Source organism: Profundicola chukchiensis (genome assembly GCF_029664245.1).
GTDB lineage: Bacteria > Bacteroidota > Bacteroidia > Flavobacteriales > Weeksellaceae > Profundicola > Profundicola chukchiensis.
The window spans coordinates 68,175-83,314 of record NZ_JANAIE010000002.1; the positions used below are offsets into that span (position 1 = coordinate 68,175).

Consider the following 15,140-nt stretch of genomic DNA (forward strand, 5'->3'; position numbering starts at 1 on the left):
TTAAAAATCTAACACAATAATAGCGATTTCTTAATAAAATTCAAATATAATGTTCAAACCGTCAGTTGAACCCCCCTATGTTTAATGAGTATATAGATTTGATAATCAACTCGTTTAGATGCATTTTAGAGCTTGTATATTTAACATAGGTATTACAAAGGAAAGCTCAATTTATGGCAAGATTCTTTAACTTTTCAGCTAAATCTGATAGGTTTTGAATGAGAAATTCTTATAAATCAAAAACAGATTTTCTTTTTACTACTAAACCATCTTTCACCCATAAGAAAAACGCCAATACTAAGTAAAAAACAAAGGTTACTCCGAGCGTGGCAAAAGATAAGTAAATAAACAACAAACGTAGTTTAGAAGCTCGTAATCCGAACTTGTCCGAGATACGAGAAATCACCTCGAATCCGTTTCCCTCCATAGTTGTTCGCAATTTATCTAACATGATGAATGATTTTATTTCCAATTCTGCAATTTAAGCATTTTTTAGAATCACAGTAGTGTTTTTTCAATTCCAAATAAGCTTGACTATCTAAAGCATCTTTAATATTCGCGCCAATTTGCTTAAAGCTTTTAATAATAGAATTGTTTTCAGGTTTAATTTCTCTTACTATATCCAATAAATCCTCGATATTATCGGCTCCATATTTCTTAGCATATAAATACTTAATAGGCACAACGGCATTCAAAATAATGAGTTGAATTCTTTGTTGTGTCAAACACTTTTCAGTATTGGTTTTAGCTAGATTACCAAAAGTATAATGCGTATTCCAATAAGTGGAAGCTTTTACCTTTTGAAAAATATCATTCAATTGATTTAAACTTTTAGCTCCCATTATTTTTGAGAATAAATTAACCTCATCGGCATACAAACTCGACAATTGCGAAATTCTAATCGTGGGAAAGTTAGGCGGTCTTAATCGCAATAATTTAAAATGATGATTTTCTAATGCTTTTAAATTGTATTTATGTTTAAGGAATTGATATTCATTTGAAAGCATTTGATGGTATTCATCGGTGGGTTCATTCAAATATCCCGCTTGACCGAATAAAAATGCTTCCATATTTTCAGCTTTACGATTGATTTCTTGTAGGTTTTTAAATGGGAAAGATTTAGCTAACATTTCAAAAGCATCAGCATTTACTTTTAAACCAAAAACATAAGCAATTCGTTCAAACATCAGAGCTTCCCAATCACCATTTAAGCGCTCGAGGCGTTGCTCTAACATACGTGATCTCTCCTCTAATCTTTGAATATACAAAGCCTCTAAAAAGCTAGATTTAGTAAATCCATCTACCGTATGGAAAAGATTTTCGCAGGGAATAAATTGAGTTGTTTGCTGAAGGTTTTTATAGTTTTCGAAAAGACTCAATGGGATTTTCTGATTCAATTCTACCAGCGGACAGTCATGTGGCATTGCATCAGTATCGTGGTGATAAACCACGTGTAAAATTAAATTTTCATAATTAGGATCATGATCATGACCATGGAGATGCCAATCAGATGTTTTGACATGAATTTCTACATTTCCATGCCATGATATATTACCAATTTTAAGACTAGCATTCAAAAAATCTGGACCAGCATTAACATTTCTAAGACCTGGCTTTTCAACAAAGACCTCTTCACCATCCCATGTAAACAAAGGATTATCGAACAGTTTAAACTGCCAAATATAATATAGGAAGTCCTCAGTCAAAAGTCTCGTTTTGACTAAGTTATAAAAAGAAAATTATTTAATCTTAAAAATTATTCAGATTTGAACCTAGAACTAATTAAAAAACCTCATCACTACCTGCTTGTAACTTAGCTGTATTCTCAGCAAGTTTAAGCGCATCGATCATTTCTTGAATATCTCCATTCATGAAATTATCTAAATTAAAGATAGATTTATTGATTCTGTGATCCGTAACTCGACCTTGTGGATAGTTATAAGTTCTAATTTTAGCCGAACGGTCACCACTAGACACCAATGATTTTCTTTGTTCTGAACGTTCATTTTGAGCTTTTTCTAACTCAATCTCATACAATTTAGCACGTAATAGTTGTAATGCTTTCTCTCTATTCTTGTGCTGCGAACGAGATTCTTGACATTGAATCGTAATTCCAGAAGGATGGTGAGTTAATTGAACTTTAGTTTCAACCTTGTTTACGTTCTGTCCTCCAGCACCACTCGAACGAGCCGTTTGGTATTCTAAATCAGCTGGATTAATTTCAACATCCACTTCTTCTGCCTCTGGCAAAACAGCCACGGTAATCGCCGAAGTATGAACCCGTCCTTGAGATTCAGTTTCTGGAATACGTTGAACACGGTGAACTCCAGATTCGAACTTCATGGTTCCATAAACACGATCCCCCGAAACTTCCATCACCAATTCCTTGTAACCTTTTACACTACCCTCGTTGGCATTTATAATTTCAAATTTCCAGTTCTTTTCTTTGAAGTACATGGTGTACATTCTGAAGACATCTTCCACAAAAATTGCAGCTTCGTCTCCTCCAGTTCCTGCACGTAATTCTACAATCACGTTCTTATCATCTGCAGGGTCTTTAGGAATCAACATAAACTTGATTTCCTCTTCAAAATCAGACAAATTAGAAAGAACCTCATCCTTTTCCATTTTCGCTAATTCAATCATACCTGGATCTCCTGAGTTTTCTATAATCTCATTCGCCTCCTTAAGTAGATTCAAGCGAGCTTCATAGTCTTTTTTGACTTCCATATATTCCTTTAAATCGGAATATTCTTTATTTAATTTGGCATAACGTTCATGATCTTGAATAATATCCGGCTGGATGATTAAATCCTGAATTTCATCAAAACGTTGTTGTATACCTTGTAATTTTTCTAATAAATCTGACATATGATTGCTGGAATTTTCTTCTTATAAAAGAGATGCAAATATATATAAATTTGATTTAGAGTTAATACTTATAAATAGATAGTGTTTGGGTTTTAAGATAGATTTATAAGTTCCAAAGCATATTTTTAAGCATAAAAAAATCCGCTCAACAAGAACGGATTTATAAAATTGAAGTAAGTGTCTTTTATCTCAAGAACATCATCTCTCGATATTTTGGTAATGGCCACATTTCATCGTCAACCATCATTTCTAATTCATCTACATGAAAACGAATTTCTTCCATTCTTGGTTTCACATTCTTACAGAAGTACTCTGCTTTTTCTTGAGCATCTTCCATTTGAATCGCCATATCTTTATCTTCTAATAAAGCCTCCGTTAATCTCTTTAATTCAGAGTTGTGAGAAGAAATCTTCTGAATAAATTCAAATTCTTCTTTTCCGTATTCCATAAAGTCTGGACCGAAAATATCTTTTAAACCTTTAACGTTTTCAATCAATTCGTTTTGATATCTTATAGCTGTTGGCACAATGTGATTTCTCGCTAAGTCAGCCAAAACTTGTGATTCAATAGCAAGTAAATTACTATATTTTTCAAGTTTAATTTCATTTCTCGCTCTTACCTCTCTTTCTGTTAGAATTCCAGTTTCAACATAAACATCGATATTCTTTTTCTCTAACTCAATTGCCAAAGCTTCTGGCGTAGATACAAGATTTTTTAAACCACGTTTTTCTGCCTCTTCAACCCAAGCTTGAGAATAACCATCACCTTCAAAACGAATCTTTTTACTTGTTTTAATATATTCTCTTAAAACATTAAAAATAGCTTCATCTTTTTTCAAGCCTTTTTTGATTAAGGTATCTACTTCTTTTTTGAAGTCACGTAATTGTTTTGCCATAATGGTATTCATTACGGTCATGATTTCAGCACAGTTCGCAGTTGAGCCTACAGCACGAATCTCGAATTTGTTACCTGTAAAAGCAAAAGGTGAAGTTCTGTTTCTATCGGTATTATCCAACAAAATCTCAGGGATTTTACCTACTAAATTTAATTTTAGGTTGGTTTTCTCATCCGGACTTAATTTCCCTTTCTTCACTTTTTCTAACTCATCTAATACGCTAGACAAAGCAGAACCTATAAATACAGAAATAATAGCCGGTGGCGCTTCTCCTGCTCCAAGTCTATAATCGTTGGTAGCAGTTGCAATTGCCGAACGAATTAAATCTCCATATTCAGCAACAGCTTTAATGGTATTCACAAAAAATGTAAGGAACTGAAGGTTTTGTTTTGGATTTTTTCCTGGACTCAATAAGTTATCTCCAGAATCTGTAGCTAATGACCAGTTGTTATGCTTACCAGATCCATTCACTCCTTTGAATGGTTTTTCATGTAAAAGAACTTTAAAATGGTGCTTTCTAGCAATACGCGCCATAATATCCATTAACAATGAATTATGGTCAACTGCCAAATTCGCTTCCTCAAACATAGGAGCAAGCTCAAACTGATTCGGTGCCACCTCATTATGTCTAGTTGTAACAGGAATTCCCAGTTTTAAACTCTCTCTTTCTAATTCCTTCATGAAGTTCATTGTCCTTGCGGGAATCGAACCAAAGTAGTGATCATCTAATTGCTGACCTTTTGCCGGTGCGTGACCTAACAAAGTTCTTCCTGTTAGTTGTAAATCTGGTCTTGCATTTACAAAACCTAAGTCAATCAAGAAATACTCTTGCTCCCAACCCAAGGTTGCCTGAACTTTTTTAGTATTACGATCAAAGTAAGACTTCATAACATCCGTTGCAGCAACATCGATTTCATATAAGGCCTTTAATAAAGGTGTCTTATAATCTAATGTCTCTCCAGTGTAAGAAATAAACACCGACGGAATACATAAAGTTGTTCCGATGATAAAAGCCGGAGAAGTTGGATCCCATGCTGTATAACCACGCGCCTCAAAAGTATTTCTAATTCCACCACTTGGAAAAGATGAAGCATCTGGCTCTTGCTGAATCAACATACTACCATTAAAACGTTCAATAGCCTTTCCTGGTTCGATAGGTGTAAAGAATGAATCATGCTTTTCGGCTGTTGCTCCATTCAGTGGCTGGAACCAGTGTGTATAGTGCGTAACACCTTTTGCTAATGACCAATCTTTTAATGCAACTGCAATTTGATCAGCAATATCGCGAGAGATTTTATCACCGCTTTCAACGGCTCCGCTTATACTTTTATAAGCTTCTTTGGTAAGATATTCTCTCATGGTGTCCATGGAAAACACATTGTCGCAGAAGTACTCTGATAATTTCTTTTCTAATAGGACTTCGCGGTCAGGCAAAGTGCTTAATTTTTCAATGGCTTTGAATCGTAAAATAGACATAAAGTTTTATAATTATAGAAGCAAAAGTAAAGTAAAAATATTTTACCCCCTATAAAACTCATGTAAAATTTACATAAAATTGCTTTTACCAAGCTTCAACCCTATTAAATTATAGGTTAAAAAGCTAAATACACAAAAGCAAGGTATGCGAGCACCAAAATTAGACCATGTGGTCGGCTTAATCTGTATTTCTTTCCAATAAGAGCCATTGGTAATAAGATTAAAGAAAACCCTAGCATCCACCATATATCATTATTAATAAAACGAACATCCTCTACTATAATAGGTTGGATTATGGCTGTAATCCCTAAAACAGAAAGTATATTAAAAATATTGGAGCCAATTAGATTACCGAAAGAAATCGATCGCTCACCTTTTATAGCTGCAATGACAGAAGCCGCCAACTCTGGAACGCTCGTCCCAACGGCTACTACAGTTAATCCAATCACACTTTCTGGAACATTAAAACTAAGTGCAATACTCTTGGCACTGTCAACCAACAACTCTGAACCTAACCACAAACCTCCTGCACCCAGAACAAGGTAGAAAAATATAATGGTCCATTTTTCATAAACTTTGGTTCGCTTTTGATTACTCTTAGAATAAGAAGGTTTTTGAGTTTTAATTAAAAAGTAAATAAAGAAGCTTAAATATAAAATAAAAATTATCCCATGCCACCTCATTATACCGTCATAGTATATCATAAAAAGCATTGCCATGGCAGTGGAAACAATCAAGAATATCCAGTCGGTCTTGAAGAACTTGCGTGGAATATTCATAGGGGTAATAAGAAGCGTTACGCCCAATACCAGACCGATATTAGCGACATTAGATCCAATAACATTTCCCAAAGCAATCCCCGAGGAACCCACCAAAGCAGCTTTTAAACTAACAATTAATTCAGGCATTGAAGTCGCAAATGACACCACAGTAAGCCCAATCATCATAGAAGACATTCCCAATCTAGACGCCAATGCAACAGAAGACCGGAGAAGCCAATTACCGCCTAACACAAGTAGTCCGAAGCCAGCAAGTAAGAATAGAATGTCTAAAATCATAAAGAATTTCTTTTAATATATCCTGCAAATATAGGGCGTTTATAAGGCTTTTCTTTAAAAGCGACCCAATAGAATACGATGCTAGGATTAAATTTCTATTAAATCTTCGAATTTTAGTCTGTTCTCCTTGTTTCCTAAGCTTCTAGCCTTATAAGCTTTTAAAACCCAAAAAAATCCTTAATTTTACCTACTTCAAAGTAAAGTTTATGAGTACAGCAACAGATACTAAGAAATCTAAAGATTCTAATCATGTCTATTCGCCTAAGAACCATATTCGTATGGTTACTGCAGCTTCCCTATTCGATGGGCACGATGCAGCCATTAATATTATGCGACGCATCATTCAGCGCACAGGTGTTGAGGTAATTCATTTGGGCCACGATCGCTCGGTAGACGAAGTAGTGAATTGTGCTATTCAAGAGGATGCACAAGCCATTGCAATGACTTCTTACCAAGGAGGACACAATGAGTACTTCAAATACATGTATGATTTGCTAAATGAAAAAGGTGCTGGACACATCAAGATTTTTGGTGGCGGTGGTGGTGTAATTCTACCTGAGGAAATCAAAGATTTGATGGACTATGGTATTGGTAGAATTTATTCTCCAGATGATGGTCGTGAATTAGGTCTACAAGGTATGATCAACGACATGGTAGAGAAATCAGATTTCGCTACAGGAGAAGAGTTATCTTCAGAAATGATTTCTAGACTATCTACAGATAATTTGGTAGACGTTGCACATAGTATTTCTGCTATTGAAAACAATCCAGAAAAATTTGAGGATTTAATCAAAGAAATCGAAAACAAAGCCAATAGCGATGAAGCCAAGGATATTCCAGTAATTGGTATAACAGGTACAGGTGGAGCTGGTAAGTCATCTTTAGTAGATGAATTAGTTCGTAGATTCTTAATGAACTTCCCTGATAAGAAAATCGGAATTATTTCTGTTGACCCTACCAAACGTAAAACTGGTGGAGCTTTATTAGGAGATAGAATTAGAATGAATTCCATCAACCATCCGAACGTATATATGCGCTCGATGGCGACACGAACGGCTAACGCATCGATTTCTAAGCATGTGGCTCCTGCCTTAGATGTTTTAAAAGTTGCTGGATTTGATTTAATTATTCTTGAAACCTCAGGAATTGGGCAAAGTGGTGCTGAAGTTTTAGAATATTCAGATTTACCAATCTATGTGATGACGCCAGAATATGGTGCAGCGACTCAATTAGAGAAAATTGACATGCTTGACTTTGCGGAGTTGGTTGTTGTAAATAAAACCGACAAAAAAGGTGCATTAGATGCCTTACGCGATGTTAAGAAACAATACCAAAGAAACCACGAGTTATTTACACAGTCACCAGATGAAATGCCTGTTTATGCAACACGAGCTTCTCAGTTTAATGACCACGGAACAAACGAATTCTATGCAGCATTAATCGCAAAAGTAAATGAACTAACGAATGATAAGTTCAATGCTGAGTTATTCCATACAGCAGAAGCTGACGAGAACTTATTCATCATTCCTCCGAGAAGACAAAGATATTTATCTGAGATTGCTGAAGAATCTCAACGCTATGAAACATGGGTGAAAAACCAAACTGAATTAGCGGATAAACTTTATGCTATTAAAAAGACATTAGATTTAGTTGAAAACAAAGAATTAGAACTTGACAGCGAGTCTCTTTCAACTAAGTTTGAAGACTTAAAAGCAGATTTAGATAAGGACAACTGGAAAACTTTAGAAGGCTGGGAAGAGGAAAAAGATCGTTACAAAGCTGATGAGTACATCTTTAAAGTTCGTGACAAAGAAATTAGAATTAAAACACATACAGTATCACTTTCTCATACGCAGCTACCAAAAGTTTGCTTACCTAAATATAAAGCTTGGGGAGATGTTCTAACTTGGGTTTTAAGAGAGAACGTTCCAGGGAAATTCCCTTACACCGCAGGTATTTATCCATTTAAACGTGAAGGTGAAGATCCAACAAGGATGTTTGCTGGAGAAGGTGGCCCAGAGCGTACCAACAAGCGTTTCCATTATGTGAGTTTAGGCATGCCAGCTAAGAGATTATCTACGGCATTTGACTCGGTAACGCTATATGGACAAGATCCAGGTGTGCGTCCAGATATTTATGGTAAAATTGGTAACGCTGGGGTTTCGATTGCAACTTTAGACGACGCCAAAAAATTATATTCAGGATTTGATTTAAGTAATCCAATTACTTCTGTTTCTATGACCATCAATGGTCCGGCAGCTATGTTGTTAGGGTTCTTTATGAACGCAGCCATTGACCAAAACTGTGAGAAATTCATTAAAGAAAATGGATTAGAAGATAAAGTTGAGGCAAAACTTAAAGAGAAATTTGACGATAATGGTTTAGAAAGACCTACTTATCAAGGTGATTTACCAGAAGGAAACGATGGTCTTGGGTTAATGTTATTAGGTTTAACCGGAGATGAGATTTTAGAGGCAGAAGACTACAACCGAATTAAAGAAGAAACTTTAAAACAAGTTCGTGGAACGGTTCAAGCAGATATCTTAAAAGAAGATCAAGCTCAAAATACTTGTATTTTCTCAACAGAGTTCGCTTTAAAATTAATGGGAGATGTTCAGCAGTATTTCATTGATGAAGGTGTTAGAAACTTCTACTCTGTTTCAATTTCAGGTTACCATATTGCAGAAGCTGGAGCTAACCCAATCACACAATTGGCATTTACTTTAGCAAACGGATTTACCTATGTGGAATACTACTTAAGTAGAGGAATGGACATCAACAAGTTCGCTCCTAACTTATCGTTCTTCTTCTCAAACGGTATCGATCCAGAATATGCTGTGATTGGACGAGTTGCTAGACGTATTTGGGCGAAAGCAATGCGCAATAAATACGAAGCTAACGAGCGCTCACAAATGTTGAAATACCACATTCAAACAAGTGGTAGATCACTACACGCACAAGAAATCGATTTCAACGATATTAGAACAACACTACAAGCATTGTACGCGATTTACGACAACTGTAACTCATTACATACGAATGCATACGACGAAGCTATTACAACGCCTACAGAAGCAAGTGTGCGTCGTGCTATGGCAATTCAATTGATCATCAACAAAGAGTTAGGTTTAGCTAAAAACGAAAACCCGATTCAAGGTGCATTTATCATAGAAGAGCTTACAGATTTAGTAGAGGAAGCTGTTTATGCTGAGTTCGACAGAATCACAGATCGTGGTGGAGTTTTAGGTGCTATGGAAACTATGTATCAACGTGGTAAGATTCAAGAAGAGAGTTTATACTACGAACACTTAAAACATACAGGTGACTTCCCAATTATTGGGGTAAATACTTTCTTGAGTAAAGATGGTTCGCCAACAGTTACGCCAGGTGAAGTAATTCGTTCTACAGAGGAAGAAAAGCAATACCAGATTACGGCTTTAAATAATTATCATAAAGCAAACGAAGAAAAAGCAGCTAAAGCTATTGAAGATTTAAAATCAACGGCACTGCATAATGATAATATATTTGACGCTTTAATGGAGACAACCAAATATTGCTCATTAGGAGAAATCACACACTCTCTATATGAGATTGGGGGTAGATACAGAAGAAATATGTAATACTCACTTTATAATTAAACATCAAGTGGTCATAGATTTTCAGAAATTTATGGCCATTTTTTGATTTTCAGGCTCATATTAACTTTGAACACTAAATCTCAATACAAAAAAATTTGTTATCTTTAAGAATTATATTTTAAAAAATGACAATTAAAATTACGGTAAAGGGCAAAGTACAAGGTGTTTTTTTTAGGGACACGTCCAAAGAAGTTGCCGACAACATGAACATTAGAGGAACAGTTGAAAACCTAAAAAATGGAGATGTAGAGATTCTAGCTCAAGGAAAGAAAAAAGCCTTGAAGGAATTTTTAAAATGGTGTGATGAAGGTCCAGAAGACGCTGAGGTTTCGGAAGTAACTTGGGAGGTAATTCCTAATTCGAACTTCTTGAAAAACTTTATTATCAAACGTTGGTAGATAAGATTTTTCAAAGAGATTTAAAGTAATATTTATAAATATAAAAGGTTCGGTTTTTTAAATCGAGCCTTTTTTCATGCATTAAAAATCATTAAACCCATTCATTCAACAACTTTAAAGGCTTTAAGCTTATAAATTTTTCATCACTAATATTTATATTAGCTATTATAAAACAAAACTCTATGAAAAATTTAATCTTCTCATTACTCATTTTCCATGTTACTTTCGTCTTTTCTCAAGAAAAAACATGGAAAGGAATCAACGAACAAGGACAAGAATTATTCGAAATTCAGGCGAAGCAAGTTTCTAGTTTTAAGGATGGAATGGCGCGAGTCGTAAAACTAGTTACGATGGGAAATAAAATTTATTCTCTCGAAGGCTTTATCGATAATTCCGGAAGGCTGATTATTGAGCCACAATATGACAAAATCAAGGGAACAGGTTTTGTAAATGGCCGAGCTTGGGTTAAAAAGAAAGGCGATAAATATTGGACATTGATCGATAAACGTGGTAATATTATTCCCACTAAAAACTATGAAGATGTTGGCTATTTATTCCCGTTTAATAAATCTGTAACAGCTGTTTATGAAAATCGTAGGATGGGATTTATTGATTATAACGGTGTCGAAGTTATACCATGCAAATATGTTGGGGCAAGCGCATTTGAGGAAGGCTTGGCTAATGTAGCTGAATACGATAAACAAAATTATTTTGGTTTTATTAATGAACAAGGTGAAGTTGTAATTCCTTTTAAATATAAACAAACAGGAACTGCTAACTTTATGAAAAGTGGTTTTGCACGAGTTAAAATCGGAGGCCAAAGCGCACTTATTGACAAGGCAGGTAATGTTGTTATTAAAACCTCTAAAGGTAATATACAAGGCGTAAGTAATAATTGGATAAGATTATTTACTGGAAATATGCTCAATAATTGGGGATTCATGGATTTTAATGAAGAATTTAAAATTAAACCCATTTATGAAAGCTTAAGTGATTTTGATGAATATGGTCATGCAGTGGCTGAAAAAGGTGGGCTAAAAGGATTGATTGATACCCAAGGAAATACAGTTTTGGAATTTAAATATTCGGCTTTTTCTAGCAATCCACAAGAAAATGGATATTACAGAGCTGAGTATCCGAGCGATTATTCATCATCCAAAAGAAGAGTTGACTACTTCACTACAAGTTTAAAGAAAATGGAAAACAGTCAGGTCTTACATATTTATCCTGCCGAAGGAGGTCGATTGATTCCATTTAGTAATATAGACAAAAAGCATGGTTACTTAAACAGAAATTTCGAAATCGCAATTCCAGCTATTTATTCAGACTCTAAACCTTTTAATGATGGATTAGCTTTAGTTGCCGAATAATTAAAAGAATTTCTTAAAATAAAGAAACCTGTAAAGACAATCTAGTCCTTACAGGTTTTTGCTTTTTCTTGACTAAAGATTTATTGATTTATTTCTTTAAATCTGGTCTTGTAGGCCTTACCTCGATTTTACTTGGTAAGGTACGAGGATGCATTTGCAGTAAATCCCAAACTAACTTACCGATATCTTCTGGTTGAATTTTCCAAGCATCTTTATCTGATGGCTCATGGTTGTTAAACTCTGATTTCACAGAACCTGGCATAATCGTAGACACCTTAATATTATGCTGTCTTAAGTCTAACATCGCAGCCTGCGTAAATCCTACCACTCCAAATTTAGATGCATTATATCCTGCTCCGTTGGCAAAGAAATTCGTTCCCGCCAAACTCGCTAATGTCATATAATATCCTTCTGATTTCTTTAAGGCTTCGAAACTAGCCTTTAAAGTGTGGAAACACCCTGTTAGATTGGTTTCAATCATCTGTTTCCACTTATCGACTTCCATTTCATAAATGGGTGCAAAATGCCCAACACCTGCATTGGCTAATACGACATCTAACTGACCGAATTTCTCGATAATTTGCTCTACAGCTTTTTGTTCATCTTCAAAATTTGTCACATCCGATGAAATTCCTAAAACTTTAGAATCATCTGAGCTCAACTTTTTAGCCGCCTCTTGAGCCGTTTCTAACTTTCTACCCGAAATCGCAACACGCATTCCGTGTGATAATAAAACTTGGGCAACGCCAAATCCAATTCCGTGAGTTCCACCTGTAATGTAAGCTACTTTATTTTTGTAATCCATAAGATTGTTTGTTTTAAAATCCTAGTGTGCATAGCTTCAAAAACCAATCCAATGCAGTTCAACTGACGTAAAGTCAACTTTATGATTAAATAAAAATGACGCCACAGATTTGAATAAATCAAACTCTGTGGCGCCACTATTAAAACAAAAAATATATAAAAGTGTCTTTTTAAATATCTATAAGGCAATGCTCAAACCAGCATTTACAGCTAATAAATAAGGTTGAACTTCATCATTGGCAGTAACCGTGTTAATCATATATCTCACTTGTGGCTCTACATTCACTGAAACCTTTTCCGTAATTGCATAATCTAATTTAACACCGGCGTTAGCTGAAAATGAAACCGATTTCATATTGGTGGACTCAGCAAAAAGCCTGTTTTGTTCAGATAAATAAACATCGTTTTTATTCAAAAACAAAGTACTTAATCCACCAGTTGCCGCCATATTCATTTTTTTATTATCCGTCAATTGATATTCCACCTCTACAGGTACTTCAATAAATTGAAGCTCATGAGAAATACCTTCTCTCATTCTCTTTCCTTCGTCTAATTCATTGGCAGCATAAGTAGATGTTGCTTGTCGGTGATCCGATAAATCAACGCCTAAATTAGAGTGACTCTTTAAATTATAACGAATCTGACCGTCCATTGTATTCACGCTTAACGGAACATCGTATGTTTCTTGCTGTAAATCAATCACGCCAAGTCCTGCTCTCATCTTCAAGCGATCATTTACTCTATAAGAAGCTTTTGCACCATAAGAAGTAGCTAATTTATTTTCAATTTTTAATGGATTATACTCCGGTGAAATTAAACTCGCCTCGTTCAAACTTCCTAAGTAAGCAGTACCCGCATAAGGAGAAATCTCAAAACTTCTTCTCTTTCTTGGCTTTACCTCTTCTACCTCATTTTCTTTCTCATCCTCTCCAAACAAACTTAAATCTAATGCATTAGAAGCATGTAAGTCATTATTCCCATTACTTTCTTGATTAACTTTTTTATTTTGATTTCTAAAAGGCGAAACCAGAGCTGTAAGCGTATTTACTCTTCGTTTAGGGAAGATATCATAGCTTTCATTCTTAACTTTATTTTCGTCTGAAACCTCAGATCCCGACCATAAATTCGAAAAGAAGTTCATGACTTTATTTCCTCTTAAAACAGTATTTGATTTATCCTTCGCAGGCACTTGATTTCTCATCGAATTTGCATCGATATTATTTGCATAACCCTTATTCGGAACATCAGAGTTAGTCCAATCATATAAACCATTATCCATTCTTGTTTCTACTCCATTTACAGAATCTTGCGTGTTTTTATCTTCAACGACTGTTGCTTGTTGACTAGATTTAACAATAGTTTTTTCTGTACTCTGAATACTAGAATTAGAATCCTCATTTACATCAAAAGGATTGGTCAACCAAATACCCACAGCCACAAAAGCAGGAATCAAAATAGCTGCTATACTTAGCCATTTAGCCCATGGTTTAGCCTTTGGTTTTTCATTTTGCAAAGCAGATGAAATATTTTCCCATGCCATTGGAGGGGGTTGCATTTCATGGTTTTGCAAGCTTTCTTTTATTTTATTTTCAAATTTATCTTGCATTTTAGGCTATATTGGTTTTAACATATTTTTTTTTTAGCTCTTTCCTTAGCCAAGCTTTGGCACGAGAAAGATTTGATTTAGAAGTCCCTACAGAAATATTTAAAGATTCAGCAATCTCTGCATGCGTATAATTTTCTACAACATACATATTGAAAACTAATCTATATTGATCTGGTAGTTCTTGTATCGTTGAAATCAACTCATCATTAGAATAAGGCAATTCAACTTCTTCCTCTTCTAATTCTTGTTCTTGTTCTTGGTAAATCTGTGGATTATCCGTTACAATCGTCAAACGTTTACTCCTGAATTTATCCATACATTTATTGACCATTATTCGTCTTAGCCAACCTTCAAAAGAACCATCACCATTATAGGAATCTATCTTCTGAAAAGCTTTGATAAAAGCCTCCTGAAAGGTATCCTGCGCATCATCTCTACAATGCGAATAGCGCATACACACAGCGAACATTACAGACGAAAATCGTTCATAAATCTCGCTTTGCGCTTTCGGATCGTTCCGTTTGCAGCGTTCAATCAGTATGTTAAGATCGGGTTCCAGATATCAGAATTCAATGATTAACGAATATAAATATCTTTTGTCAAGAAAACATCTTCATTGGTTTCCTCATCTACCCCAGCCCAGAATCTAAAGTTGTACCATCCAGTGGATTGTGGCATAAAGTAAAAAGATGGACTAATCACAGTCTCCTCACCACATTCAGAATTGTCAAATCTCACAAACCAAGCCGTCACCGTTCTTTCATTTCCTACAATATCATATCCATGCGTCTGAAAATTCTCACATCCCTCATACAGTTTTGTGTAAGTTTTAATCTCAACACGCTGATTCAGCATCGCCGTATCTGGCATAGAAATACTGTCAATTCCGCGTCCAACATAGTGAAAACTAGATTTTGCATCGTCATCGTTACAAGACCATAAGGTCAGCGCCGTGAATAAAATACCAATGATCCAAAAGTTTCTCATCTTTTCTATTTTATTAAATATATTAGGTTATTTACAA

At 35.1% G+C, this 15,140-nt stretch carries 12 protein-coding genes; 3 read left to right on the top strand and 9 right to left on the bottom strand.

Translation table 11 applies throughout. The features are described from left to right. Positions 1 to 229: 229 nt before the first annotated feature. The 5 genes from NLM59_RS02575 to NLM59_RS02595 all read right to left on the bottom strand — a co-directional run bounded on the left by NLM59_RS02575 (position 230) and on the right by NLM59_RS02595 (position 6,300). Positions 230 to 451, bottom strand: a complete 222-nt coding sequence (locus tag NLM59_RS02575; RefSeq protein WP_304416179.1) for a PspC family transcriptional regulator — start codon at positions 449 to 451, stop codon at positions 230 to 232. Next, positions 441 to 1,706, bottom strand: a complete 1,266-nt coding sequence (locus tag NLM59_RS02580) for a DUF2851 family protein (protein ID WP_304416180.1) — start codon at positions 1,704 to 1,706, stop codon at positions 441 to 443. Before NLM59_RS02580 ends, NLM59_RS02575 begins: the two co-directional genes overlap by 11 nt. 76 nt (positions 1,707 to 1,782) lie before the next feature. Next, complete coding sequence (gene prfA, locus NLM59_RS02585) at positions 1,783 to 2,871, bottom strand: peptide chain release factor 1 (protein ID WP_304416181.1); 1,089 nt, start codon at positions 2,869 to 2,871, stop codon at positions 1,783 to 1,785. 184 nt (positions 2,872 to 3,055) lie between these two features. Further along, positions 3,056 to 5,242 carry a glutamine synthetase III family protein gene (locus NLM59_RS02590; RefSeq protein ID WP_304416182.1) on the bottom strand — a complete coding sequence of 729 codons (2,187 nt, stop codon included), beginning with the start codon at positions 5,240 to 5,242 and terminating at the stop codon, positions 3,056 to 3,058. 116 nt (positions 5,243 to 5,358) lie between these two features. Continuing rightward, a complete protein-coding gene (locus NLM59_RS02595) occupies positions 5,359 to 6,300 on the bottom strand; it encodes a calcium/sodium antiporter (RefSeq protein ID WP_304416183.1) in 942 nt (313 codons plus the stop codon). 206 nt (positions 6,301 to 6,506) lie between these two features. On the opposite strand from NLM59_RS02595, the gene NLM59_RS02600 reads away from it, so the two are divergent. The 3 genes from NLM59_RS02600 to NLM59_RS02610 all read left to right on the top strand — a co-directional run bounded on the left by NLM59_RS02600 (position 6,507) and on the right by NLM59_RS02610 (position 11,706). Beyond that, complete coding sequence (locus tag NLM59_RS02600) at positions 6,507 to 9,920, top strand: methylmalonyl-CoA mutase family protein (protein WP_304416184.1); 3,414 nt, start codon at positions 6,507 to 6,509, stop codon at positions 9,918 to 9,920. A 143-nt stretch (positions 9,921 to 10,063) separates the two neighbouring features. Continuing rightward, a complete protein-coding gene (locus NLM59_RS02605) occupies positions 10,064 to 10,336 on the top strand; it encodes an acylphosphatase (protein ID WP_304416185.1) in 273 nt (90 codons plus the stop codon). 182 nt (positions 10,337 to 10,518) lie between these two features. Continuing rightward, positions 10,519 to 11,706: a WG repeat-containing protein gene (locus NLM59_RS02610; RefSeq protein WP_304416186.1), complete on the top strand. Its 1,188-nt coding sequence runs from the start codon at positions 10,519 to 10,521 to the stop codon at positions 11,704 to 11,706. Between the two features lie 88 nt (positions 11,707 to 11,794). Here NLM59_RS02610 and NLM59_RS02615 read toward each other — a convergent pair whose 3' ends face one another. The 4 genes from NLM59_RS02615 to NLM59_RS02630 form a co-directional block, all read right to left on the bottom strand. Further along, a complete protein-coding gene (locus tag NLM59_RS02615; protein ID WP_304416187.1) occupies positions 11,795 to 12,511 on the bottom strand; it encodes an SDR family oxidoreductase in 717 nt (238 codons plus the stop codon). 177 nt (positions 12,512 to 12,688) lie between these two features. Further along, complete coding sequence (locus NLM59_RS02620; protein WP_304416188.1) at positions 12,689 to 14,116, bottom strand: outer membrane beta-barrel protein; 1,428 nt, start codon at positions 14,114 to 14,116, stop codon at positions 12,689 to 12,691. Between the two features lies 1 nt (position 14,117). After that, positions 14,118 to 14,675: an RNA polymerase sigma factor gene (locus tag NLM59_RS02625; RefSeq protein WP_304416518.1), complete on the bottom strand. Its 558-nt coding sequence runs from the start codon at positions 14,673 to 14,675 to the stop codon at positions 14,118 to 14,120. A 17-nt stretch (positions 14,676 to 14,692) separates the two neighbouring features. Next, on the bottom strand, positions 14,693 to 15,103 hold the full coding sequence (locus NLM59_RS02630) for a hypothetical protein (protein ID WP_304416189.1): 411 nt from the start codon (positions 15,101 to 15,103) through the stop codon (positions 14,693 to 14,695). Between the last annotated feature and the right edge of the window lie 37 nt (positions 15,104 to 15,140).